The organism is Hymenobacter sp. 5516J-16 (genome assembly GCF_022919335.1).
GTDB classification, from domain to species: domain Bacteria; phylum Bacteroidota; class Bacteroidia; order Cytophagales; family Hymenobacteraceae; genus Hymenobacter; species Hymenobacter sublimis.
This window is the reverse complement of record NZ_CP095058.1, coordinates 451,798-476,558: the sequence shown is the minus strand read 5'-3', so window position 1 is coordinate 476,558 and position 24,761 is coordinate 451,798. Positions and strand designations below refer to the sequence as shown.

The window sequence follows — 24,761 nt, the reverse complement described above, 5'->3', positions numbered from 1 at the left end:
CCTTCCAAAACTGTCATTCCGAGTGAAGGGAGGAATCTGGGTCAGACTGTAAAAGGCTACCCCAGATTCCTCTCTTCGCTCGGAATGACAGCTTAAGCGAGTTTCTAATCGAAGACAGTTTGACCGGGCTACACGGCGGCGCGCTGGCGGCCGGGCTGGATGGCCGCTTGGGGCCGCTCGCCGATTTGCTGGCGCCACATGGCGTAGTAAAGGCCGCGCTGGGCCAGCAATTCATCGTGGCGGCCGGCTTCGGCAACGTGGCCGCGCTCCAGCACGAAGATGCGGTCGGCGTGCAGAATGGTGCTCAGGCGGTGGGCAATGAGGATGGTGATGTGCTGGCGCGAGCCCGAAAGCTCCCGCACCGTTTGGCTGATTTCCTCTTCCGTGAGCGAGTCCAGGGCCGAGGTAGCCTCATCAAACACTAGCAGGGTCGGGTGGCGCAGCAGGGCCCGGGCAATGCTCAGGCGCTGCTTTTCCCCACCCGAAACCTTCACGCCGCCCTCGCCAATCACCGTATCCAGGCCCAGGGGGCGCGGGCCAGCAATGAGTCGGCGGCGGCTTGGTGCAGGGCGCGCAGGCACTGCTCGTCGGTGGCCTGGGGCGCCACAAAGCGCAGATTTTCCCGGATGGTGCCGGCAAAGAGCTGAGCGTCCTGGGTCACGAAGCCAATTTGCTCCCGCAAGGCGTCCAAATCTAGCTCGGGACCAGGAATGCCGTTATAAAGAATCTGGCCCTCGGCCGGAGGGTAGAGCCCTACCAGCAGCTTGACCAAGGTAGTTTTGCCCGAGCCCGAGGGCCCCACGAAGGCAATGGTTTCGCCTAATTTGGTGGTAAATGAAATGCCCGACAACGCCGCCGTGCTGGCGGTCAGGTGCTGGAAGTGCACGTCGTTAAATGCCAGCGTCTCGATTTTCTCAATCACCTTAGGATGGGCGGGCTTCACCTCCTTGGGCGTGTCGAGAATCTGTTGGTAGTTGGCCAGGGAGGCCTCCGTTTCGCGGTACACGTTGATAATAGTGCCCATTTCCTGCAAGGGCCCAAAAATGGCGAAGGAGTAAATAAAGAAGGAGAAAAACTCGCCCACGGAAATAACCTTCTGCACCACCAGAAACAGCAGCATCAGCAGAATCACGTTGCGCATCAGGTTCACGAAGGTGCCCTGCACAAAGGACAAGGAGCGCAGGTAGCGCACTTTCTTCAACTCCAGCTTCAGAATTTTATCGGTGGTAGCATTCAGCCGCTGGGTTTCCTGCTGGGCCAGCCCCAGACTTTTCACCAGCTCAATGTTGCGCAGACTTTCGGTGGTAGAGCCGGCCAGGGCCGTGGTTTCAGCCACAATGGTTTTCTGAATCACCTTGATGCGCTTGCTCAAAAACAAGCTCAGCGTGGCCAGCAGCGGAATGGTCAGGAAGTAGACTACCGCAATGGGCCAGTACACGCTGATGGCGTACCAGGTCACAAACAGGATGGCCACCAAGGAAATAAACAGCACGTTGACAAAGCTTTGAATCAGCTTTTCCACGTCGGTGCGCACCTTCTGGAGCTTGCCCAAAGTTTCGCCGGAGCGCTGATCCTCGAACACCTGGTAGGGTAGCTCCAGGGAGTGCCGCAGCCCATCGGAGTAGAGCTGGGCTCCTAGCCGCTGGGTAATCACGTTGGTGTAGTAGTCCTGGAAGTTTTTGGCAATGCGCGACACCATGGCCACACCTAGGGCCTTGAGAATCAGCAGGCCCGCACCCCCGGTTAAGAAAACCCAGAAGGTGGGACGCTGGGCACTGTCCAGGGAAGGCGTAACGTAGCGGTCAATAATCTGCCGCAGAATGTAGGGATCTAGCAGGGAGAAAATCTGGTTGATGGCCGCCAGCAACAAAGCCAGGGCCAGCAGGCCCAGTAGTTGCGTAGGTAACTGTAGAGGAGTTTCATTGAGGAGAAAGAGGGGAGCTATAGTAAGCCGAACAGGCGCTCGAAAGTTTTATTAGGGTAAGCGGGTAGGAGTTAAGGGGAGGAAATTCGTTATTCTTGAGTTATCCAGTCCCGAATGCTCCGTTAGTCAAGTTGTAGAGGTTTTGCTCAGACCAGAGAGAGTTTTCTTCAAGCACTAAAGTACAGAGCTGCCCCTCATCAACTCTTAACCTCACACCCTCCTACCCTGAAAACCTACGCCGTGGCCTCGCCGGCGGTGCTGGCTACTAGGCGGGTGCTGCCGGGTACCATTGGGGCGGCGGGGCGGTAGCGTTGTAGTGCTGGGCTAGCAGGTGGCTCACGGCGGGCGGCTTGGGGCCCTGGTGCAGGGCCCGGATCTGGTTTTTCAGCTCCGCCTCGTCGCGACTGACGCCCCGGTCGTGTTGCTGGGCGTGCTCCTCCCACGACTCGGTCATGAAGTATTCCACCAGCCGGGTGGGGTCGGCCAAGTCGGCATAAAGGCCCAGCCGATGGCGCCCTCGCGGCGCCGAATGCGCGCCAGCTGCTCCATAAGGTAGGTGAACGTGGGGCGGTCGGTGGGGGCTACCCGGTAGGTAGTCGTGATAATAACCGGGCCATCCTCGGGGTCGGGCGCCTCGGCCAGCACTGGTTCGGGGCGGGGGCGGGCGGGGGTGTGGTCCAGGGTTTCGGGGAGGTGCGCAGGGAAAAGCGCAGGGCTAGCAGGGTAGTCAGGCCCAGCCAGATGGCAGCTCCGGTCAGAGCCAGGGGTAGGCCCGCCCGCTCAGCTACGGTACCCCACACCACACTGCCCAGGGCCATACCGCCCTGAATGGTAAGCAAATAGAGGCTGATAGTGCGGGCTTGTACCCAGCGCGGCACCACCGTTTGCACGCCCACGCTAAACGAGTTCAGCACCAGCATCCAGGCCATGCCTACCAACGTCAGCAGGGCATACAGCAGCCAGTGACTGTCGGCGTAGCCCAGGCCCAGCAAGCTCATGGCAAAAGCCGCCGTAGCCAGGGTCACGCGCCAATCAATGCTCAGGCGTTGGTTGAGGCGGGGCAGCAGGAAAGCCGCCAGCACCGCACCCAGGCCCATGCAGGAAAGCAGCAGGGAGTAAAACGAGGTCGGTTCGTGCAGGCGGCGGGCTACCACGGCGGGCATCAGGGCAAATAAGGCGCTGGCCCGAAGGTAAAGCACACGCCCCGCAGCAGAATATGCTGAACCGGCGGGGCAAACCGGGCGTAGCGGATGCCGCCCCGGATGGCGGCCACTACCCGCTCCGTAGCCAGCGTAGAGGTGGCCTGGGGTTCCCGTTTCCAGCTATACACCATGTAAATAGTAGCCAGAAACGACAGCCCATTTAGTAGAAATGCCGCGCCCGCCGAGAAGTACCCGATAACCAGTCCGCCCAAGGCGGGCCCAAAGGCGCGGGCCAGGTTAAAGCTGACGCTGTTCAGGGCAATGGCCTGGGGAAGCTCCGGGCGGGGCACCAGCTCCGGCGTCACGGTTTGCCACACGGGGTTGTTCAGGGCCCCGCCCAGGCCCAGCAGAAACGTGAGCGTAAGCAGCAGCCACGGGGTAGTAAAGCCCAGCAGCGTTACGGCGGCCAGCAGCAGGGCCACCGTGGCCATCCAGGTTTGGGTGAGCAGCAGCATCTTGCGGCGGTCCACCAAGTCGGCGAGGGCACCAGCGGGCAAACTCAGCAGGAACACGGGCAAGGCCGAGGCGGTCTGGAGCAGGGCCACCAGCACCGGCGAGGTCGTCAGTTCCGTCATCAGCCCCACGGCCCCACGTTCTGCATCCAAGTGCCAATGTTCGACACAAAGGAGGCAATCCACAGCATCCGAAAAAACGGAATCCGCAGGGGCGTGAACGGGGACGTGGAGGAAGCGGGCGAAGCGGCCGGAGCCGTGATGGGAGCAGACATGCGAGGCAAAGCGGCGAAGACAAGGGAGCAAAACCGCTTGCTTGTACGCAGGAACCTGCGGGCTGGCCGCGGCCAGTGCTCGGACTACCCCCTCACTAGGGCCGAAGACCGGGCTACCCCAAAGCGCCAAAAAGCCCGAAGGTGCGCTTCGGGCTTTGTGAGGTGAGAAAGGTGGGCAGTTGCTGCCTGGGCTAGCTGCAGTTACGCGGCGCTAGTGCGGGTAGTGCGGCTAGCCTGGCCCCTTTGCGGCCGGCCGCCCGGGCCTCTTCCGAGGTGAAGCGGTGGCCCCGGCCGCTTTCGTGCGAGGCTTTGCCGCCCTCACTGGCAATGCGGCGCTGGGTGGCGGGGTCCATGGCGGCGAAGCCCCGGGGGCGCTTGGCTTTGTCGGAGTTTGGGTTCGGGCGAGACTGATTTTGGTCGTTTTTCATAGCGTAAGAGAAGGTTGGAAAAGAAGTGAAAAAAGGTCGAGGAACATGTTAAGCGGGCCGGGCCTTGTTGTCGGCCTCCGCGGCTCGCAGCTCAAACAGCTGGTCGAGGCGGAGCAGGCGCAGGGAGTGTTCCAGCACCGGGCCCACGTTATAAAGCACAACAGTAGCGCCGGCCTGGCGCGTGAGTAGCAGCTGCGACGCCAAGTAGCTGACGCCCAGCGTGTGTAGGCACTTAAGCTGGCTGCAGTCGATGCGCAGCCGGGGCTGGGAGCCGGGCAGCGTACGAACTAGGCGGCGGGCCAGGGCCACGGGGTCGGTTGTGTTCAAGTCGACGTTATACAAAATCGACGAGGAGGCAGGTTTATTTGAAGCGCGTAACATACTAAGGCAGACGATAAAGAGAATACCGAAAACAGAAGTAGCCGGCGGGCAGGCTACACGCGCCGCGCCGCCGAGCGAGAGGAAGCTATTGTGCGGCCCGGTCGGCGCTGGGCAGGCGCCTGGGGCACGGGCCCGAACAGCCAGGTAGCACTACCGGGCTGTAGGCGCACTACCGCAAACTGACCCCGTAAGTGCGCCCCACCAATGTGCAAGCACAGGTAGTGGAGCGGCCGGTGCCCGGCTACGGGAACCACGGCCCGGCAACTACCGGCGTCGAGCTCGGTGGTAGGCAGGGCCAGGCCAGCGGGGGCCTCCGTAAGCAGCAGGTGGGGCTGGGACGCTTCCCCATGGCAGGCGGGCGTGGGCACCAGCAACCAGTGCGCTACCAGCCCCTCCGGGCTGAATAGGGCCAAGTGTTGCAACCCATCGGCGGCCAAGGACTGACGGAGCGCAAAGCGGTGGAAGGTGGTGGCTTGGGAAAGAAGCATACCGGGCAGAGCAGTAAACAGAAGGACCGGCGGGGGAGAGGCGTGAAAGGCGCCTGGCCGCTGGTTGGATAAAGGTGGTAAGGAGACTCAAAGGTCGCGGACTAAAACCAGAAATAAGTCCAGATAAACTACCAATTGTGCTAATCCGTATTTACCGCGGCGCTTCCTACCCGAACAGTAAAAACCCGTCCGTGCTTTGCGCTGGTAGGGTAGTTTCCACACGCCAGAAGGCCTCCTAGAGCTAGGAGACAGGCCACTCCCCACGTGGTCAAGCCGCTTTGCCAGTTAATGCAAGGAAATAGGCTAGGTGCTTTCCAGTAGCTGCTATCCGTCAGGCTACTGGGTAGTGGCTTCAGCAGGGCGCGGGGGCTAGCTTTACCCGGTAATTCTCCGCAGGATATACACGTAGTGAAAACCTATCTGAGGCTGCCGCTTTTTCTAATACGCAAGAGGCCCGGAACGACAGTTCCGGGCCTTGGGCAAATGCGGTAGTAGGGGACAGGTGGCGCCAGTGCGCTTGCCGTGGGCGCTAGAGCCGAATCCCGATGCCCGGCCCGAATAGGAAAAACAAGGAGCGTTTGTTCATTAAGTAGCCCCCGCCCAAATACAGCGGAAACGTTAGTTTGGCATCAGAGCGGGTAGGGTACACCGAGCCCAGCACCACAATGCCCAGGTCACGGTTCACGTTGGATTCCTGGCTGAGGTTAAAAGCATTGAGGGCCACGAAACCGGCGCCTACCTTGTAGGGCCGCAGCTTATTGATTTTGGTGGGGTGGTAGAAGCTGAGCTGGGCCAGGGTGGCCAGTGAAATGCCCCCGAACGAGGTAAAGCTCGACTCGCCCTTGTACTTGGTTAGCAGGCCGCCCGGAAAGCTGATATCAATGTCGAACTTGACGCGGCGCTGCAGCACCAGCTCCAGCTTCTGGGAAAAGCCGGGCTCCTGGTACTGGCTTTGGGTGTGCCGGATGGTGATGATAATCGTGCTCCAGTCGTCGAGGTCGTAGGTTTTACGGTAGCTCAGCAGGCTGTTCAGGCTGATGTTGCCTACCTGGCACTGCTTGTCCTGGTAGAAGGAGGCGCGCACGGAATTGCCATCGGGGCAGACCACCACGTTGTCGATGGTGCGCATCTCAATCAGCTCGCCCTTGGCGTTTTGGGTCCGGATGTCAAAGGTCAGGTACTGCTTGCCGTAGAGCTGCCGCTCTGAGTCGATGGCTCCGGCATTAAAGCTGAACACCACGTCGCTGATGGTGCGGTTGTAGAGCACGGGCCCGTTGAGGCGGGTAAGGGGCCGCGGGGCCTCCCCAAACGTAACGCCCACAAAATCCAGGGGTGGGGCCGCTGGAACTCCCGCACCGAAAGGCCGTAGCCGGTAGGCTGCCCAGAGTTGAAAATGGTAATGCGCTTCTTGTCGATCGTAACCGGCACCTGCACCCGGTACACCACGGCCGCATCGGAGCGGATGCTGGAGTCGGAGGGAATCACCTGCACGTCTTCGAAGTGAAACCGGGCCCGGGAGAGGGATTCGCCCTCCAAGCGCACGTCCACGGTTTCGCCGGGGTTCACGTTGGTGTTGGTGGTCCAGTCGCCGCCGCGGTGGCGCACGCTCACGGCGCTGATGGCGGTTTTGGGTGAGATGTTGAAGTTGGTGACGTACTTGGCCTGGTCGTTTTCTTTGATGTAGAGGTAGCTTTCCGTCTGGCGGTGGGTGTTGTACACCCGCAGCCAGCACAGCACCCGGTCGTTGGTCAGGTACTGGCGCGTAAACAGCTCGGCAATCAGGGTGCCGCCGGCTTCTTCCTGGTCCTCAATGCGGTAGGTGCGCTTCAGATCAAAGGTGCGGCCGTTGTCCAGAATTAGCTCTACGCCGCGGCGGCGGGAGGCATCATCGAGGGTAATTTCCTTCTTATCGACGCTGAGAAAGCGCAGGCGCGAGGCCTTTACGGTAAACTCCTGGCGCACCGGCGGCAGGCTGTAGGTCACGCGGCGGTTGTTGTCGGTCAGGAAGGGCCGCTCGGTTTGGGGGCGCAGGGTCAGCTGGCGGGTGCCCAGGGCATTGGGCAGCACGTGCAGGCGTAGCACGCCCTTTTCCTGCTCCACCCGGTAGTCAATGTCCTGGCCGCGCGTCCACTCCGGGCTCACCCGAATGTTCTTGGGGTTGTTGCTGATCAGGTCAAATACCTTTTCCTCGCCCACGAACAGCTCCGTATCGGCGGGCCGAAACTCCAGGGTGGTGCGGGTGGTAGGCAGCAAATTGATGGTTTGGGTTCGTACCGGCCGGCCCACCGTATCGGCGCTTTGCTGAAAAGTTAGGCGCAGGTAGCGGGTGCCAGTCAGGTCGCGGAAGCGCACCTTGGCCCGGTAGTACTGCCCGCCCTCCACGGCCGTCAGCGAATCCAGCAACACAAAATCGGCGGAGCGCTGCAGGCGAAGCGGCGCGCCCGGCCGGGGAGCAGCCTCAGGGTACACCAGCAGCTCCGCAGTTTCGTCGTCTTGGCGGTAGGTGAAGTAGAGGTGAGGCTCGCCCTGCACCGCTACGGTGTTGCGGCTTAGGCTGTAGCGGGTGGTGTCGGTGCGCACACTCAGGTCGCGCACCAGGGGAAATTGCTGGGCCTGAGCAGTCAGGCCACAGAGGAGCAGCAGCAGGGCCAGGCCCCAGGCGCCCGGCAGCCTGCGGAACCCGGAGAAGTTCAACACGGCAATCAAAAGAAAAAGTAGCCCCCGACCCACCGGGCGCCGCGCAAAGGTAGGACGCCGGGTAGGCCAGTTGCACTACTGCGGGCCTTTTTTTCAGCAGGAAGGAAGTGAGGTACTGCTGTCTGTGAAAACAAAATTGGCTGGCCGCTCCCGTAAAAGCGCAACGCGCCGCCGCCGCTCGGCCGCTGAACCAGCCGTGGTATTAGCAGATTTCACCGGGCCCGGGGTGCCGCAGCGCTACTGGCCGGGCGGCCCGGGCCGCGGCTCGGAAGGGCGCGAAAGGGTAGGGAAAATGGGCTACTGCTTGTTGGCGTTGGCGGCGTGCCAGGCTTTGAACTGCTGAATCTCCTGCTGCTGGGCCGTAATCATTTGCTGGGCCATTTTCTTGAGCTGGGGGTCACGGCCGTGCGCAAGCTGAGCCTGGGCCATATCCACGGCGCTCTGGTGGTGCACCGTCATGAGTTGGTTGAAGCTCAGGTCTGGGTCGGTAGCTGGCTGGGGCAGGTCCTGCATCATGCCGTCCATTGAGGCCTTCATTTTGCTGCTGAACGGGTCGGCGGGGTTCTCGGGCTGGTAGTTGGCCGGGGCACTTTTCAAGCGGGCGGCAGCGGCAGTCAACTCACGGATTTCCTGTTGCTGATCAGCCTTAATTTGCTCCGCCATGCGGCGCATGGTAGCGTCCTGGCCGTCGCGCAGCTCAATATCGGCCATTACCACGGCGCCCTTGTGGTGTTCTAGCATGTGGCGGGCAAAGTCGTAGTCGGTGTTTCCGGTGGGTGTAGTGGCGTGCATTTGCTGCATCATCTCGTTCATGGCCGTCAGCTGGGGCGAAGGCTCACTGGCGCCGGCTGCTCCGTGCCCCATGGCCGCGTGGTCCATAGCCGAGTGGGTTGCGCCAGCCATATCGTGGGTAGTGGAGGCATTGGCGCCCGCCCCGGCAGTGGTAGCCGCTGAATCGGCGGTGTGGTCGTTGGTGCAGCTGCTTAGCAGCAGGGTAGCCACAAGGAGAGCGGTAAGATAAATAGGGGAGTTTTTCATGGGAGAGAGATGAGAGGGTTTGCGGGATAGGCAGCCTGGTGGCCGGTGCCAGCTTGCCAGCAGTTTATTCTTAACTGAGAGCCGTACCAAAATTGTTCTGCCGAGACGTTTCCTGGTTTCAACGAGAACAACCTGGCGCGGGTGGGAGCAGCCGACTAGGTTTACGGAAGCCGTTGACTACCCACCGTTGGGCGCCTGAACTCCTGCGGGTTAGCGCAAGCCGGCCTGGCGGCAGCCACCTCGGCCTTTTTTCTGGGCGGAAGTTGCCTTCCTCTCTGGAAAACAGCGTACGTTGCACGCACGTTTCTTTTCCAGCCTAGCTCAGCTTCTGCTAGCCGGGCACACCAAACCACGTATCCTTCCCCACCTTTCAACCGATGACGACAGAAAATCTACACAATCGTTTGTGCCAGCTAGCTTTGGCAGTGGCCTTGGCTTCTCCGCTGGCTGCTACGGCCCAGGGCACTACCACCGTAACCGTGCAACCCGGCGACCCGAAAGTGATGATTAGCAAGCACATCTACGGGCACTTTGCCGAGCACTTGGGCCGCTGCATCTACGACGGATTTTGGGTAGATGAGAAGCTGAACGTGCCCAAGCAGGGCCGCATCCGGATGGACATTGTGGAGGCCCTACGCAAGATTAAGGTGCCCAACCTGCGCTGGCCCGGCGGCTGCTTCGCCGATACCTACCACTGGCGCGACGGGGTAGGACCCACGGCTCAGCGCCCTAAAATGCTCAACATGTGGTGGGGCAATAACCTAGAAGACAACTCCTTCGGTACCCACGAGTTTCTGGAGTTGTGCCAGCTGCTGAATACGGAGCCCTACCTGGCGGCTAATGTGGGCAGTGGCACGGTGCAGGAAATGGCCGGCTGGATGGAGTACCTCAACTCCAACGACGACACCCCGCTGGTGCTGGAGCGGCGCAAAAACGGCCATTCCGAGCCGTATAAAGTGAGCTGGTGGGGCATTGGCAACGAAAGCTGGGGCTGCGGGGGCAACATGACGGCCGAGTACTACACCGACGTATACAAACGCTACGCCACCTTCGCCCACAACTACCCGGCCTCCCCTCCGCTCAAGAAAATTGTGAGCGGGGCCAACGGCGACGACGCCCACTGGACGGAAACGTGCATGAAGAACATTCCGCTCAACCAGATGTGGGGCCTGACCCTGCACCAGTACACGCTGCCCACGGGTAGCTGGACCGGCAGCAAGGGCAAGGCCACCGGTTTCACGGAGCAGGAATACTTCAATACCCTGCGTAACTGCCTGAAAATGGACGCCGTAGTAACTAAGCACGCGGCCATCATGGACAAGTACGACAAGGACAAGAAGGTGGCCCTGCTGGTGGACGAGTGGGGCGTGTGGACCGACGTGGAGCCTGGCACCAACCCGGGCTTTCTGTACCAGCAAAACTCCCTGCGCGACGCCCTGGTGGCTGGCACTACCCTCAACATCTTCAACAACCACGCGGACCGGGTACGCGGGGCCAACCTGGCCCAGGCCGTAAACGTGCTCCAGGCCCTGGTGCTGACTGATAAGGAGCGGATGCTGCTCACGCCCACCTACCACGTTTTCGACCTCTACCAGGTGCACCAGGATGCCCAACTGCTACCCCTGCAGTTCCAGAGCCCCGACTACGTGATGGGCAGTGAGAAAATCCCGGCTCTGAACGCCTCGGCCTCGCGGGCAGCCAACGGTACGGTGCACATTTCCCTGGTCAACCTCGATACCAAAAAGACCCAGAAGCTGGAAACCGCGCTGCCCGGCGTCAGCTGGAAAACCGTGTCGGGCCGCATCCTGACCTCGCGCAACGTGAGCGACTACAATACCTTCGACAAGCCCAATACCGTGCAGCTGGCTAGCTTCAACGGGGCCCGCAAGCGCGGCGACAAGCTGAGCGTGGAAGTGCCACCCCAGTCGGTGCTGGTGCTGGAGCTGAAGTAGGAACCTCGTATTTACCGGCCCACCCGTATTTTTTGAAAAGCATGGGCTGAGTGCCGAATACGAGGTCTGGCGCTTGTTTTATCCTGCGGGTTGTCGGTTTTCCTACGCTTCTTTAGCTCTACTAATTTCCTTCCAGTAAAAGCCCGTGGGCTTCCTGCTTACCGTTTACATATGAAAGATATTTTAGTGCGGAGCGGCCTCCTGCGAGGCGTGGTAACCGGCTTGCTCTTAGCGCCTTCCCTCATGGCCGCGGCCCAGGCCCGCCAGGAATACCTGCTGACTTCTGACTGGAAATTTGCCAAAGGCGACCAGCCCGCCGCCCAGCAGCCTAACTTCAAGGACGCCAAGTGGCAGACTGTCAGCGTGCCCCACGACTGGGCCATTTACGGTCCGTTCAGCAGCACCAACGACCTGCAAAAGGTTAAAATCGAGCAGAACAATGAGAAGCAGGCTACCACCAAAGCCGGCCGCACCGGCGGGCTGCCCTTCATCGGGACGGGCTGGTACCGGCGGCAGCTGACGGTGCCGGGTTTCGGGCCGGGCAAGCGGGCCGTACTCCTCTTTGATGGAGCCATGAGCGACGCTCACGTCTTCGTGAACGGGCAGCAGGTAGCGGTGTGGCCCTACGGCTACAACTCGTTTTTCGTGGATGTGACGGACGCCCTCCAGGCCTCCGGCCCGAATACGCTGGCCGTGCGCTTGCACAACCAGCCTGAGGCCTCGCGCTGGTACCCCGGGGCCGGCCTCTACCGCAACGTGCACCTCATCGTCACTAACGACGTGCACATTCCCGTCTGGGGCACCTACCTCACTACCCCCGAAATCAACACTGACTACGCCAAGGTGAAGCTGCGCACCCAGGTAGAAATGCCCGCCGGAGCGGCCCCGGCGCTACGCCTGCAAACCGAAATCCGGGACGCGGCTGGGCAGGTAGTGGCTACCCTTACCACGCCGCTGGCTACTACCGATGGGCACACGTTTGAGCAAAACCTGGTGGTGCCCAAACCGCGGCTATGGTCGCCGGAAACGCCGGTGCTCTACACAGCTTCCTCCAAGCTCTTCGCCGGCGACCAGCTCCAGGATGAGTACGAGACGCGCTTTGGCATTCGCTCCTTTACGTTCGAGGCCGATAAGGGCTTTTCCCTGAACGGGCAGCCGCGCAAGTTCAAGGGCGTCTGCAACCACCACGACCTGGGACCCCTGGGCGCGGCCATCAACACGGCCGCCCTGCGCCGCCAGCTGACGCTGCTCAAGGACATGGGCTGCGACGCCATTCGCACCTCGCACAACATGCCCGCGCCGGAACTGGTGGAACTCTGCGACGAAATGGGCTTTATGCTAATGGTAGAGTCCTTTGATGAGTGGAAGGCACCCAAGGTCAAGAACGGCTACAGCCAGTACTTCGATGAGTGGGCCGAAAAGGACCTGGTGAACATGGTGCACCGCGACCGAAACCACCCCAGCGTAATTATGTGGAGCATCGGCAACGAGGTGCCCGACCAGAGCACGGCCGGTGGCGGCAAAATCGCCAAGCGCCTCCAGGACATCGTGCACCGCGAGGACCCCAGCCGGCCCGTCACCATGGGCATGGACCGGTTCGACGATGACCTCAAGAATAACTTTGCCTCGGTGCTCGATGTGCCCGGCTTCAACTACAAGCCCCACCGCTACCCCGAAGCCTACGCCAAGCTGCCCCAGGGCATGATTCTTGGCTCCGAAACGGCCTCCACGGTCAGCAGCCGCGGCGTGTATAAGTTTCCGGTGGTGCAAGCCAAGGAGCAAAAGTACCCCGACAACCAGTCGTCGTCCTATGACTTGGAAGCCTGCAGTTGGTCGCAGGTGCCGGATGATGAGTTTGTAGCCCAAGACGAATTGCCCTACACCCTAGGCGAGTTCGTGTGGACCGGCTTCGACTACCTCGGCGAGCCAACCCCGTACGACGAGCGGTGGCCTTCGCACAGCTCCTACTTTGGCATCTTGGACCTGGCTGGCCTGCCCAAAGACCGGTTCTACCTCTACCGCGCCCGCTGGAACACCACCGCGCCCACCCTGCACCTGCTACCCCACTGGACCTGGACCGGCCGCGAAGGCCAGACCACGCCCGTGTTCTGCTACACCAGCTACCCCTCCGCCGAGCTGTTCGTGAACGGTAAAAGCCAGGGCCGCCAAACCAAAACCACCACCGGCACGCCCCAGGCCCGCTACCGCCTGATGTGGAACGAGGTGAAGTATGAGCCCGGCGCCATTAAGGTAGTGGCCTACGACGCCCAGGGCAAGGCCGTAGCCCAGGAAGAAGTACGCACCGCCGGCCAGCCCCACCACATCAAGCTCGTTGCCGACCGCACCAGCCTCACCGCCGATGGGCAGGACCTGGCCTACGTGACGGCGCGGGTAGAGGACGCCCAGGGCAACCTCTGTCCCGAAGCCACCAACCAGTTACAGTTTAGCGTAAATGGCGTGGGCCGCTTCCGGGCCGTGGCCAACGGCGACGCTACCAACCTAGAGCTGTTCCACCAACCCCGCATGAAAGCCTTCCAGGGTCAGCTAGTGGCTCTAGTGCAAACCACCAACCAAGCTGGCGCCGTGCAGTTGAAAGCCACTAGCAAAGGCCTGAAAGACGGCGTAATTCAGCTGCAAACCGCCAAAACAGCCGCGAAATAGCGGCTGGCGGGCCCACTTGCGCGCCTAGCGTTTCCTCGAAGTTGTTGCAATAGGCTGAGCCGTTTGCTTCGGCGCTACCGCCGCGTGCAAATCATGCAAGATTTCGGAAGAATTCCGTACGAACTCCGGCTTGGTCGGGCTGTTTCTTTGTATCGGCTGGGCAGGCTGCCGTTTTACTCGCGAGCAGCCTGCCTAGCCGGGCCATGTTGCTTACTACTATGGAATCAGCTACCAAAACCGAAACCCTTGCTATAGAAGGCATGACGTGCGCCTCGTGCGCGTCCTTTGTGGAGAAGTCGCTTAGTCGTACGCCGGGCGTGCAGCGGGCGGTGGTGAATTTCGCCACCGAAAAAGCGACCATCGAGTATGTACCAACTCAGGCCAGCCCGGCCAGCCTGAAAGCGGCCGTTTTACAGGCAGGTTACGGCGTAACCGAGCAGGCCCCCGCTACCAGCGTCGCCGACCAGCAGGCCGCAATCGACCAGCAAAAAGCCCTGGCCTATGACAAGCTCAAGCGCCGCTTTTGGGTGGCCGCCGGGTTGGCCGCGCTTATCATGCCCCTGAGCATGCTCATGCTCTGGCCTGCCATGATGCAGCGCGTTGACATGCAGTGGCTTAACTATGGCCTGCTGGTGCTCACCCTACCCGTGCTGCTTTATAGTGGGCGCGAGTTCTATACCTCGGCCTGGAGCAGCTTCCGGCACCGGACCGCCACCATGGATACCCTGATTGCGGTAGGTACGGGCGCTGCTTTTCTGTACAGTCTGGCTGCTACCGTGGCCCCGGGCTGGTTTACGGGCCAGGGCATCGTGCCCGAAGTGTATTACGACACCACGGCTACCATCATTGCCCTGATTCTGCTGGGTAAGGTGCTGGAGCTGCGCGCCAAAACGCAGACTTCGGCCGCCCTTAAAGCCCTAATGGGGCTGCAGGCGAAAACGGCCCGGGTGGTGCGCCCCGGCGGCCAGGAAGTTGACGTGCCCTTGGAGCAGGTGCTGCCCGGCGACGTGGTGATGGTGCGCCCCGGCGAGAAAATTGCCACCGATGGAATTCTGGAAGAAGGCCACTCCGCCGTGGATGAGGCCATGCTCACGGGGGAAAGTTTGCCAGTAGAGAAAAGGGTAGGCGACTTGGTGTTCGGGGCCACCCTAAACAAAACCGGCTCCTTTCGCTTCCGGGTAACGAAAGTAGGCGCCGAAACCATGCTCGCCCAGATCGTTAAGCTGGTAGAAGATGCGCAAGGCAGCCGCGCCCCCATCCAGCGGCTAGCCGACAAAGTCAGCGCCATCTTCGTGCCCGCGGTTATTGGCATTGCCCTCCTAACGTTCGGGGTCTGGTTTGCCCTGGCGCCAACGGAAAGCCGCCTGCCGCTGGCCCTGGTCAACTTTGTGGCCGTGCTTATCATTGCCTGTCCCTGCGCCCTGGGCCTGGCTACGCCCACGGCCATCATGGTAGGCACTGGCAAAGGCGCGGAGCACGGCATCCTGATTCGCAACGCTGAGGCGCTGGAAAAAGCTTATCAAGTAGACACCGTGCTTCTGGATAAAACCGGTACCATCACCCGGGGCCAGCCCACCGTCACCGATTTTGTGCCGGTTCCGGGGCCGAATGCTGCGGAGCTGCTGGCAGTGGTTGCGGCCGTGGAGCGCCAGTCAGAGCACCCGCTGGCCGAGGCAGTGGTTCGCTATGCGCAAGCCCAGCAAGCGGCCGTGCTGCCGGCCACTGCTTTCCGGGCGCTGGAGGGTAGGGGCGCCACGGCCACGGTTAGGGGGCAGGCGGTGCTCATTGGCAACTTGCCCCTGTTGGAAGCCGCCGGCATCAGCCTGCCGCCCGCCTTGCACGAACACGCCGCTGCCCTACTTGCCCAGGCCAAAACGGTGCTCTACGTGGCCGTAGCGGGGCAGGCGGCCGGGTTGGTGGGGTAGCTGACACCGTGCGCGATACGTCGGCCGCCGCCATAAAGCGCCTGCAGCGCCTGGGCCTGGAGGTGGTTATGATGACCGGCGACAACCCCCAAACGGCGGCACAGGTGGCCAGGCAGGTGGGTATTGGGCGGTACTTTGCCGAGGTGCTACCCCAGGACAAAGCCGCCAAGGTAAAGGAGTTGCAGCAGGAGGGCCGCACCGTGGCTATGGTCGGCGACGGAATTAATGACGCGCCAGCCTTGGCCCAGGCCGATATTGGGGTGGCCATGGGTGGGGGCACGGATGTCGCTATGGAAGCCGCCGGCATCACGCTCATGCGCTCGGATTTGCTGGGGTAGTAACCGCCCTTGAACTATCCCGCCAGACCATCCGCACCATCCGGCAGAACTTGTTTTTCGCTTTCGTTTACAATACGCTGGGTATTCCCGTGGCCGCCGGGCTGCTGTACCCTGTGTTCGGCGTGTTGCTTTCCCCCATGCTGGCCGCCGCCGCCATGGCCCTAAGCTCCGTGTCGGTGCTGATGAATTCCTTGCGCCTCCGCCGGTTTTCGATGAAGAATGAGCTGTGAGGAAAAGGCAGTCAGGTCGCCGTTCGTACCCAGGCCGGCCTTCGCACCCATTCTATGCTCTCTGCTTCTTGCCGCCCCGCGGCCGGTACCCGTGCGCGAGTAACTGAGGTAAGCTCCGGCTAATTCTGGTGACGAGCAGGGGATTAATTGCGCGGGTGAGAAGTGCGAACAGCAGCGGCATTTGATACTAGCACCAACGTAAAAGCAAAACCTCCCAGCAAGCTAAGGCTTACTGGGAGGTTTTAGATGAGCTGTAGTCCGTAGGGGAATCGAACCCCTGTTGGTAGAATGAAAATCTACTGTCCTAACCCCTAGACGAACGGACCAGATTACCAGCGGAGTGTTTTCCGTTTTGGTGGTGCAAAGATAAGAGGCGCTTTAAACACTGCAATAGTCTGCGCTGAAAATTTTTCTGATTGGGCCGTAAATCGGAGAGAATCAGGAGGTTTTTTTGTGCATCCGGTTCCGGTCCCACCAAATATAAGCTCCAAACAGCACCACACTTACGCCCGTTACCCACAGCAGGCCCGATTTCAGCCGGTCGCTGTTCTCGCCTAAATACGCCAGCAACGCAATCAGAGGTACTACCCCAGCGGTAGTGGCAGCCATAAACTTCAGGTAACCCATGCGCGCCAGGCCCGCTACGAAGCTGATGGCATCATCGGAGAGGGCAGGGGAGAGGCGGGCGATGATAACAGCCCACACGCCGTAGCGGTCCACTACTTCCAACACTTTCTGCTCGTTTTTCTGGCCCAGTACCCGCGTCACGAACGACTCGCCCATGGCCCGGCCCAGGCCGTAGCCCACAGAGGAGGCCACCAGAATGCCAGCTAAGGCCAGGGCTGAGCCCCACCACGGTCCGTAGGCCAGAATAGCTACCAGTATGAGCAGCACCACGTTGACAACGAAAAGAAACATTTGCGCCACCATAGCGGCCACAATTACCACCGGGCCCCAATAGCCGAATTGCTGCATCCAGGCGGCAATGCGGGGCTGCTCGCCGCTGCGCAGTACCGTCCAGCCTTCGCGGGCGGTGGTCTGGAAATCGGGCCAAAAAAACCAGCAGCCCAGTAAGCCCAGCAGCACGGCCAGCGTAACGTACAGGGGAGTGTGGTTAGCGCGTTTGGCCGGCGCGGCGGCAGTGGAAGCAGTGGTAGGTGGCACGGGCAGGCAAGGTAGAGTGCGGGAGTTTTCCCGGGGCAGAACGGGTACGTACGCAGGCCGCGCCCAAAAAGCTGCGGCAACCCCAGCGGCACCAGAGCGGTACTACCCCTAGAAACCGCCATCCGGCCGCTCGTTGGCTGCGGACCGGCAAACTCTCTCCCGATGACAAAACATACCTATGACCTCGGTCTGGTTGGCAACTGCGCCTTTCTGGGCCTGATTGGTACCGATACCGCCGTGCGCTGGCTCTGCTGGCCCCGCTTCGACAGCAGTTTCGTGTTTGGCTCCCTGCTTGATGACAACAAGGGCGGCGAGTACAGCATTCGGCCCGCGGAGCCGGGCACTACCGTTACGGCTCGCCAGTACTACCGCACCAATACCAACGTACTCTGCACGGAAATCACCACTGACGACGGCAGCAGCTACCGCGTCACGGATTTTGCCCCCGCTTCCTGCAGTATGAACGCTACTACAAGCCCCTGATGTTTATCAGAAAGGTGGAGCCGCTGGAAGGGACACCCCGGGTGCGGGTAGCCTGCCGACCGGTGGGCCAGTACGGGGAGGTAGAGCTAAAGCGCCGCCGCAGCTCCAACCATATTGCCTTCCTAGGGCTGGAAGAAGAAATCCGGCTCACTACCAACATCCCGCTAACCTACGTGCTGGATGAGGAGGACTTCGTGCTCAACGAAACCAAATACCTAGTGCTCACCTACGGAGCCCCGCTGGAGGCTCCGTTGGAAAGCACGGCCGAGCGGTTTCTGCGCGCTACCATCGACTACTGGCGCACCTGGGTTAAGAGCACCAGCATCAGCAACTTCCGCCAGGATCAGGTAATCCGCTCGGCCCTGGCCCTCAAGATTCACCAGTACGAGGACACCGGGGCCATCATTGCGGCTAGCACCACCTCCCTGCCCGAGGCCCCTGGCAGCACCCGCAACTGGGACTACCGCTACTGCTGGATGCGCGACACCTACTATATCCTCACGGCCTTCAATAACATTGGCCATTTTGAGGAGATGGAGCGCTACTTCCACTACATTGCCAACATCTCAACCAAGATAAAAGGCCGCTACCAGCCCTTGTATGGCATCAGCGGCAAATCGGAGTTGGTGGAGCAGGAGTTGCCCCTAGCCGGCTACCTCGGCAACCAGCCCGTGCGCATCGGTAACGATGCCTACACCCACATTCAGAACGACGTGTACGGGCAGGTGCTGGTGGCTCTGCTGCCGCTCTACGTGGACTGCCGCTTCATCGACCCCGAACGGCCCAACCCCTCGCAGCTGGTGTTCGAGGCCCTGAATCTGATTGAAGCCACCATGGACCAGCCTGATGCTGGCCTCTGGGAGTTCCGTAACCTGGCGCAGTATCATTGCTACACCTATTTGTTCCACTGGGCTGGCAGCCACGCCGCGCGCAAGGTGGCCCGCTCCCTGGGCAACAAGGAAATGGAAGCTCGGGCTGAGCGACTGATGCAGGCCGCCGCCGACCACATTGAGCAGTGCTACAGCCCTGAGTTGGGGGCCTACACCAACGCCATCGGCTCGCCTCACCTCGATGCTAGCGCCATGCAGCTCATTCTGATGGGTTACCTGGACCCCGCCTCGGAGCGGGCCCGCACCCACCTAGCCGCCCTAGAAAAGGAGCTGATGACGCCCGAAGGTCTGTTCTACCGCTACCGCCACGCCGACGACTTCGGAACTCCCGAAACCACTTTCCTCATCTGCTCCTTCTGGTACGTAGAAGCCCTGGCCGCCGTGGGTCGGGTAGAGGAAGCCATGACCGAGTTCGAAAAGCTAACTACCTATACCAACCACCTGGGCCTGCTTTCCGAGGACGTGGACGCCAAAACCGGCTCGCAATGGGGCAATTTTCCCCAGGCCTACAGCCACGTTGGGCTGGTAAACGCCGCCTACCGCATTGCCCAGAAGCTAGCCAAACCCAACTTCATTTGATTGGGTCGTGGGGTCTTGGATATATACATCAAAAAGCCTCGCCATGTACTGGCGAGGCTTTTTTGTAACCTGGCATCAACCAGAACATACACTTTAAGACCCCAAGACTCCAACTTACAGCAGCGTGCGCAGCAGATTGCGGACGTCGGTGGTGGAGCTGAGGTGAAAGCGGGCCAGGGAGCGGGTTCCGGTGCCAACTTTGATGGTGTAGGCATCTTCGGGTAGGGCCCGGAACGTGTCCTCGTCCGTGCGGTCGTCGCCGATGGCGAGGATAAACTGCGGGTTGTAGGCTGCCAGCCAGCGGGCGGCCGCCGTGCCTTTGTTAATGCCCGAGGTTTTCACTTCAATGACCTTGTTGCCTTCCATCACTTGCAGCTCTGTGTTTGAGGTCATAAAGGATAGATGGTTCAGCAACTCCCGGGCGCGCACCTCGCCCAGCTCCGCATCGGCGCGGCGGTAGTGCCACACCAGGGAGTAGTCCTTGTCTTCAATGAAAGAACCAGCCGTTCGGGTCACGTACATTTCCATAATGGGGCGGATGTCCTGCTTCCAGCTGTTATTCAGGGGCTGAAACAGCTGCCAGTCCTCGCTAGCCGGCCGCAGCCACACGCCATGTTCGGCAATGAAATCAAGCGGCAACTGCCCCAGCCAGCTCTGCAGCGTCGTCCGGTCGCGGCCACTGATGATGACCACGTGGTTGCGCGGATCGGCCGTTAGCGCTTGCAGCAGCAGCAGCAGCTCCTGGTCGGGCTTGGCGCGCTGGGGTAGGTTGTGGAACGGGGCCAGGGTACCGTCGTAGTCGAGCAGGAGCAGGCGCTGTTCGGCGGTAGTAAAGTCATTGAGCAGCTGCGCGGTAGCATCGGAAGTCAGCATTTCTGTGGCCAGGGTCAGCTGCTTGATTTTGCTGTACGCTAGCCGGTCCATAAACAGCTTGGTCCAGGCAAACACGTCGTACTGCCGCACCAGGGCCTGCATGGCCGTCATACGGTGCACCTGTTCTTCCTCGGGCATCACCAGGGCATCGTGCATGGCCTCGGCCAGCTGGGCCGTATCGGTGGGGTTGATGATGAGGGCATCGGACAGCTCCCGGGCGGCACCGGCCCGCTCACTCAAGATTAGTACCCCTTTACCATCGGCCTTGCTGGCTACAAACTCCTTGGCTACCAGGTTCATACCGTCGCGCATGGGCGTTACCAGCGCTACCTCGGCCAGGCGATAGAGGGAGGCCAACTCTTCTAGCGGGAAGGAGCGGTAGAAGTAATGAATGGGCGTCCAGCTGATGGTGCGGTACTGGGCATTGATGCGGCCCACTATTTCGTCGATTTCCTCCTTCAGGGCCGCGTACTGCGCCACCTGGTCGCGAGAGGGCACCACCACCATAATCAGGCTGACTTGCTCGCGCCACTCGGGGTAGCGCTGAATCAGGACCTCAAAGGCGCGAAGTCGCTCGGCAATGCCTTTGGAGTAATCCAGCCTATCAATGGAAAGAATGATGCGGGTATCACGCAGGGCCTCGCGGTACTCGGTCTCGTGCTGCTGGGCCTGCTCCGAGGCGGCGGCGGCCACAAAGCGCCCGTAGTCAATGCCCATGGGAAAGGCATCCACGAGAACAGTCCGGTTCGGGGTTTCAATTTGCCCATTCTGTGAGGAGTGTCCCAGCAACTGCGAGGTAGCACTCAGGAAATGGCGCATATACCCAAAGGTATGGAAGCCAATCAGGTCGGCGCCCAGCATGCCGCGCAGCAGCTCCGAACGCCAGGGCAGGGCCCGGATCAGCTCATAAGAAGGAAAAGGAATGTGCAGGAAAAAGCCAATTGTGCACTCCGGGCGGGCATTGCGCAGCATTTCCGGCAACAGCAGCAATTGGTAGTCGTGCACCCAAATGGTGTCCTCCGGGCCGGCCAGCTCCAGCACGGCCCGGCAGAATTTCTCGTTTACGGCCACGTAGGCATCCCAGTGGGCCTGCTCGTAGGTGGCGTACTGGGGGAAGTAGTGAAAGGTAGGCCAGAGCGTGGAGTTGCTGAATCCTTCGTAGAAGTCGCGAATTTCCGCCTCCGTGAGAAACACCGGGGCCATGCTGTCGGCACTAAGCTCCTGCTCAATGTGCTGCTCTTCCGCCTCATCCTCTACAAAGAGCCCAGGCCAGCCCACCCACACGTTACCTTCCTGCCGGTAAATGGAGCCCAAACCCGTGGCCAGCCCGCCTTCGCTGGGCTGAAACGTGAGGCTCTCGGCAGTGCGCTGGACTTTTGTAGGCAGTCGGTTGGAGACGATAATTGTGCGGGACATACGCCGTGACAAAATGATGAATACCCCTGCTTACGGGAGAAAACCGGGGGTAGCCATTATTTTTTCACCTCCTTATCCTTACGGCGCGCTTAGTGCCGAGCTTGCCTGAACGGTAGAAAAAAAGCCTTAGAAAGGCTTAAAACAGCAGAATCAGGTAGTTAGCATCAGCGTGCAGTAGCCCGCCACCGCGGGCGTAGGAAAAGCATGTGCTGGGGCAGTAGTTTTCCCTCCCTGAGCCTAGGCAGGCCCGCCGGAGTGGGTAAGAGCGGTGCCGGTTGCTGCGGGCGAAGGTAGCAGTGGGCTCTGGGGTATAAGCAAAAGAAAAGCCCGCTTACCGGGAAGGCAAGCGGGCTTTTAGGAAGAGAGCCAAAACGGTAGGCGAGTAGTCCGTAGGGGAATCGAACCCCTGTTGGTAGAATGAAAATCTACTGTCCTAACCCCTAGACGAACGGACCAGGTAACGCGGCCTTGTTCCGTTTTGGTGATGCAAAGATAGGTAACGCAGCTTTCAGCGCAATAGCTGCATTTGAAAAAAAGTCGGGCAGTACTAGGAATAGACTGATTTTCAAGCCGAAATTTTTCAAGTAAACGGTTTAGCAGCCCCCGGTTTGCGCTGTACAGAGGCATCCTGGCGGCCCCTACCACCGTATTGCGGTTTGATTTGGCGGAATACCCCTAGCCCGTTACCTTCGCTCCGCGTTTTCACCCGGCCCCTCGGGACCGACAACCTTCCCATTTCCCCATACTATGGCTAAAATCAAAGTTGCCATTAACGGCTTCGGCCGCATTGGCCGCCTCACGTTCAAGGCGCTGCTCCAGCGCGAGAACGTGGAAGTCGTGGCTATCAACGACCTCACCGATAACAAGACCCTGGCGCACCTGCTGAAGTACGACTCCGTACACGGTCGTTTCGATGGTACCGTAGCTTACGATGAGCAGAGCCTGACCGTAAATGGCCAGCGTATTGCTGCCCTCGCCGAGCGTGACCCCAAGCTGCTGCCCTGGGGCCAGATGGGCGTTGACGTGGTATTGGAATCCACGGGCCGCTTCGTAGACGAAGCTGGCGCTGGTCAGCACCTGACGGCTGGCTGCAAAAAGGTAGTTATTTCGGCTCCCGCTACCGGCAACATTCCGACGGTTGTGCTGGGCGTAAACGAAGACATCCTGACCGGCGAGGAAACCATCCTCTCCAACGCTTCCTGCACTACCAACTGCCTGGCCCCCATGGCCAAGGTGCTCGATGATGCTTTCGGCATCGAGAAGGGCTACATCACCACGGTGCACGCCTATACCTCCGACCAGAACCTGCAGGATGCGCCCCACAAGGACCTGCGTCGTGCCCGCGCGGCTGCCTACAGCATCATTCCTACCAGCACCGGTGCTGCTAAGGCCGTAGGCCTGGTGCTGCCCCAGCTGAAAGGCAAGCTAGACGGTATTGCCATGCGCGTGCCTATTCCAGATGGTTCGACGACGGACCTGACCGTAATCCTGAAGCGCGAGGTAACCAAGCAGGAAATCAACGACGCCGTGAAGGCAGCCGCTGAAGGTCCGTTGAAAGGCATCCTCGAATACAGCACCGATCCGCTGGTGAGCATCGACATCGTGGGCAACCCCCACTCGTGCATCTTCGACTCGGAGCTGACCTCGGCCAATGGCTCGCTGGTGAAAGTAGTAGGCTGGTACGACAACGAAACCGGCTACTCAACCCGCACCGCCGACCTGATCCAGAAGCTGGGCGAGAAAATGAACGGCTAAGCCTCCGGGTTTTGCTGACGTAAGAAGCCGCCTGTTCGGGAAACCGGGCAGGCGGCTTTTCTTTACGCGTTGGGGTAGATGGTGCCTGAAAGAACCAGTGCCCACACGGCCGGAAACAATGCGTCTGGCTGAAGTCGGTAGGTTTCTATTTCCTCGACAGCACGCGGGCGGCTGCGGTGGCGTCACTTCATCGTATTATCTAGTGATGCCGCTCTGCCGGCTGGCTCTATCTTTAACTTACCATTTCACGATTTTACCATCTCACCACCTGTGCGCATCTGCTTTATTCTGAACCCGACTTCTGGCACCAACCGCACCCAAGACGTGCCGGCGCTGCTCACGCGCTACGCCACGGCTGCCGGCGCCGACTTCGAGGTGCAGGCCACCCAGTACGCAGGTCACGCCGAGGAACTGGCCCGCCGGGCGGCGGACCACGGGTACCGGATCGTGGTAGCAGTCGGCGGCGACGGCACCGTGAATGAGGTAGCGCGCGGCCTGCTCGGCACCGCAGCGGCCTTGGGCATCATCCCCCGGGGCTCCGGCAACGGCTTGGCCCGCCACCTGCGCCTCCCGCTAGATTTGCCGGGAGCCGTGCAGCGGGTGTGCCGGCCCACCTTCCAGCGCATTGATGTGGGGCGTATTAACGGCCGCCCGTTTTTCTGCACCGCGGGTCTGGGCTTTGATGCCCACGTGAGCAAGATGTTTGCGCGGGCCGGCACCCGCGGGCTGAGTACCTATATCAAGGTGTCGTTGCGCGAATACCGCCGCTACCAGCCCGTACCGGTGCAACTTGAGCTAAACAACCAGGTGCTGGCAACCAACTGCTACGTGCTGGCCTTTGCCAACGCCGCCCAGTACGGCAACAACGCCTACATCGCGCCCCGGGCCGATATTCAGGATGGCCTGCTCGACGTGTGCCTAATTGATGCCCTGCCGCTTACCCGCGCCGTGCGGGTGGGGGTGGGGCTGGCCCTGGGTACGCTAGCAACCTCCGGGGCCGCCGTTTATCACACCAGTCACCACATCCGCGTCCGGACCGAGCACACCCTAGGCTTTCACGTGGATGGCGACTACGTGGCCGACGCTGCGGAATTTGAGGTAGCCCTGGAACATTTGGCCCTGGAAGTAGCCGTGTAACCAGAGTGAAGTTATGAAAAGACGAAATGAAGGCGAATAATAATCTAGCGGGACTTATTCGGTAGGCAAAGCACGCATTTCACAATTTTGCGTTTCACAATTTCACAACTTGCATTCATGAAAGCCGATAAAAACCGCCGGGAGGGAGTCGTGTACTCGACTAACCCCGATTTTGAGTACCAGCAAACCGGCGACGAGCAGGCCGCCACGCTGCCGCCCCAGCAGCAGAACCTGCGGGTGCAGCTCGACAAAAAAGCCCGGGGCGGCAAGCAGGTTACCCTCGTCACTGGCTTCGTGGGCCAGGATGCCGACCTGCAAACCCTGGGTAAGCTGCTAAAAACCAAATGTGCTGTCGGCGGCAACGCCAAAGACGGTGAAATCATCATTCAGGGCGACTTCCGCGACAAAGTACTGGCCGTGCTCCTTGAAAAAGGCTATAAGGCCAAAAAGGCCGGCGGCTAACGGAAGCCGCT

General features: G+C 60.6%; 13 protein-coding genes, 2 tRNA genes and 5 pseudogenes. 7 read left to right on the top strand and 13 right to left on the bottom strand.

Annotation, left to right across the window (positions count from 1 at the left end):
* Window positions 1-128: 128 nt before the first annotated feature.
* From MUN84_RS02330 to MUN84_RS02295, 9 genes and pseudogenes are all read right to left on the bottom strand, one after another.
* Window positions 129-1,923: pseudogene (locus MUN84_RS02330) on the bottom strand (ABC transporter ATP-binding protein).
* A gap of 266 nt (window positions 1,924-2,189) precedes the next feature.
* Window positions 2,190-2,569: pseudogene (locus tag MUN84_RS22705) on the bottom strand (MFS transporter).
* Window positions 2,506-3,769 (bottom strand): annotated as a pseudogene (locus tag MUN84_RS02325) (MFS transporter). The pseudogenes MUN84_RS22705 and MUN84_RS02325 overlap by 64 nt, the downstream one beginning before the upstream one ends.
* 275 nt (window positions 3,770-4,044) lie before the next feature.
* Window positions 4,045-4,281, bottom strand: coding sequence for a KGG domain-containing protein (locus MUN84_RS02320; protein WP_244696481.1), 237 nt, complete (start codon window positions 4,279-4,281; stop codon window positions 4,045-4,047).
* Between the two features lie 48 nt (window positions 4,282-4,329).
* On the bottom strand, window positions 4,330-4,662 hold the full coding sequence (locus tag MUN84_RS02315; protein WP_244696479.1) for an STAS domain-containing protein: 333 nt from the start codon (window positions 4,660-4,662) through the stop codon (window positions 4,330-4,332).
* Window positions 4,663-4,715: 53 nt separating this feature from the next.
* A complete protein-coding gene (locus MUN84_RS02310; RefSeq protein WP_244696478.1) occupies window positions 4,716-5,150 on the bottom strand; it encodes a hypothetical protein in 435 nt (144 codons plus the stop codon).
* A 529-nt stretch (window positions 5,151-5,679) separates the two neighbouring features.
* Window positions 5,680-6,417: a hypothetical protein gene (locus MUN84_RS02305; RefSeq protein WP_244696477.1), complete on the bottom strand. Its 738-nt coding sequence runs from the start codon at window positions 6,415-6,417 to the stop codon at window positions 5,680-5,682.
* Window positions 6,324-7,847 (bottom strand): hypothetical protein, encoded by a 1,524-nt coding sequence (locus tag MUN84_RS02300; protein WP_244696476.1) that lies wholly within the window; start codon window positions 7,845-7,847, stop codon window positions 6,324-6,326. Before MUN84_RS02300 ends, MUN84_RS02305 begins: the two co-directional genes overlap by 94 nt.
* A 297-nt stretch (window positions 7,848-8,144) precedes the next feature.
* Window positions 8,145-8,885, bottom strand: a complete 741-nt coding sequence (locus tag MUN84_RS02295; RefSeq protein ID WP_244696475.1) for a DUF305 domain-containing protein — start codon at window positions 8,883-8,885, stop codon at window positions 8,145-8,147.
* A 377-nt stretch (window positions 8,886-9,262) separates the two neighbouring features.
* Between MUN84_RS02295 and MUN84_RS02290 the strand changes: the two genes are divergently transcribed.
* From MUN84_RS02290 to MUN84_RS02280, 3 genes and pseudogenes are all read left to right on the top strand, one after another.
* Window positions 9,263-10,837, top strand: a complete 1,575-nt coding sequence (locus tag MUN84_RS02290) for an alpha-N-arabinofuranosidase (protein ID WP_244696474.1) — start codon at window positions 9,263-9,265, stop codon at window positions 10,835-10,837.
* A 171-nt stretch (window positions 10,838-11,008) separates the two neighbouring features.
* Window positions 11,009-13,498: a beta-galactosidase GalB gene (galB, locus tag MUN84_RS02285; protein ID WP_244696473.1), complete on the top strand. Its 2,490-nt coding sequence runs from the start codon at window positions 11,009-11,011 to the stop codon at window positions 13,496-13,498.
* Window positions 13,499-13,716: 218 nt separating this feature from the next.
* A pseudogene (locus MUN84_RS02280) lies at window positions 13,717-15,991 on the top strand (heavy metal translocating P-type ATPase).
* 254 nt (window positions 15,992-16,245) lie between these two features.
* Here MUN84_RS02280 and MUN84_RS02275 read toward each other — a convergent pair.
* Window positions 16,246-16,317, bottom strand: a tRNA-Glu gene (locus MUN84_RS02275).
* Between the two features lie 112 nt (window positions 16,318-16,429).
* The gene (locus MUN84_RS02270; RefSeq protein ID WP_244696472.1) at window positions 16,430-17,155 is read right to left on the bottom strand and encodes a TVP38/TMEM64 family protein; all 726 of its coding nucleotides are present in this window, start codon (window positions 17,153-17,155) and stop codon (window positions 16,430-16,432) included.
* A gap of 162 nt (window positions 17,156-17,317) precedes the next feature.
* On the opposite strand from MUN84_RS02270, the pseudogene MUN84_RS02265 reads away from it, so the two are divergent.
* Window positions 17,318-19,107 (top strand): annotated as a pseudogene (locus tag MUN84_RS02265) (glycoside hydrolase family 15 protein).
* A 114-nt stretch (window positions 19,108-19,221) separates the two neighbouring features.
* Here MUN84_RS02265 and MUN84_RS02260 read toward each other — a convergent pair.
* Window positions 19,222-21,396, bottom strand: coding sequence for a bifunctional alpha,alpha-trehalose-phosphate synthase (UDP-forming)/trehalose-phosphatase (locus tag MUN84_RS02260; RefSeq protein WP_244696470.1), 2,175 nt, complete (start codon window positions 21,394-21,396; stop codon window positions 19,222-19,224).
* Between the two features lie 383 nt (window positions 21,397-21,779).
* Window positions 21,780-21,851: transfer RNA gene (locus MUN84_RS02255), tRNA-Glu, on the bottom strand.
* A 292-nt stretch (window positions 21,852-22,143) separates the two neighbouring features.
* Between MUN84_RS02255 and gap the strand changes: the two genes are divergently transcribed.
* The 3 genes from gap to MUN84_RS02240 all read left to right on the top strand — a co-directional run bounded on the left by gap (window position 22,144) and on the right by MUN84_RS02240 (window position 24,750).
* On the top strand, window positions 22,144-23,151 hold the full coding sequence (gap, locus tag MUN84_RS02250) for a type I glyceraldehyde-3-phosphate dehydrogenase (protein WP_244696469.1): 1,008 nt from the start codon (window positions 22,144-22,146) through the stop codon (window positions 23,149-23,151).
* Between the two features lie 270 nt (window positions 23,152-23,421).
* Window positions 23,422-24,288, top strand: coding sequence for a diacylglycerol/lipid kinase family protein (locus MUN84_RS02245; RefSeq protein WP_244696468.1), 867 nt, complete (start codon window positions 23,422-23,424; stop codon window positions 24,286-24,288).
* 117 nt (window positions 24,289-24,405) lie between these two features.
* On the top strand, window positions 24,406-24,750 hold the full coding sequence (locus MUN84_RS02240; RefSeq protein WP_244696467.1) for a translation initiation factor: 345 nt from the start codon (window positions 24,406-24,408) through the stop codon (window positions 24,748-24,750).
* The last annotated feature ends 11 nt before the right edge of the window (window positions 24,751-24,761 follow it).

Coding starts and splice junctions, on each gene's coding strand:
- MUN84_RS02295 (WP_244696475.1), bottom strand. CDS start 8,885: ATGAAAAACTCCCCTATTTATCTTACCGCTCTCCTTGTGGCTACCCTG.
- MUN84_RS02290 (WP_244696474.1), top strand. CDS start 9,263: ATGACGACAGAAAATCTACACAATCGTTTGTGCCAGCTAGCTTTGGCA.
- MUN84_RS02315 (WP_244696479.1), bottom strand. CDS start 4,662: ATGTTACGCGCTTCAAATAAACCTGCCTCCTCGTCGATTTTGTATAAC.
- MUN84_RS02260 (WP_244696470.1), bottom strand. CDS start 21,396: ATGTCCCGCACAATTATCGTCTCCAACCGACTGCCTACAAAAGTCCAG.
- MUN84_RS02310 (WP_244696478.1), bottom strand. CDS start 5,150: ATGCTTCTTTCCCAAGCCACCACCTTCCACCGCTTTGCGCTCCGTCAG.
- galB (WP_244696473.1), top strand. CDS start 11,009: ATGAAAGATATTTTAGTGCGGAGCGGCCTCCTGCGAGGCGTGGTAACC.
- MUN84_RS02240 (WP_244696467.1), top strand. CDS start 24,406: ATGAAAGCCGATAAAAACCGCCGGGAGGGAGTCGTGTACTCGACTAAC.
- MUN84_RS02320 (WP_244696481.1), bottom strand. CDS start 4,281: ATGAAAAACGACCAAAATCAGTCTCGCCCGAACCCAAACTCCGACAAA.
- gap (WP_244696469.1), top strand. CDS start 22,144: ATGGCTAAAATCAAAGTTGCCATTAACGGCTTCGGCCGCATTGGCCGC.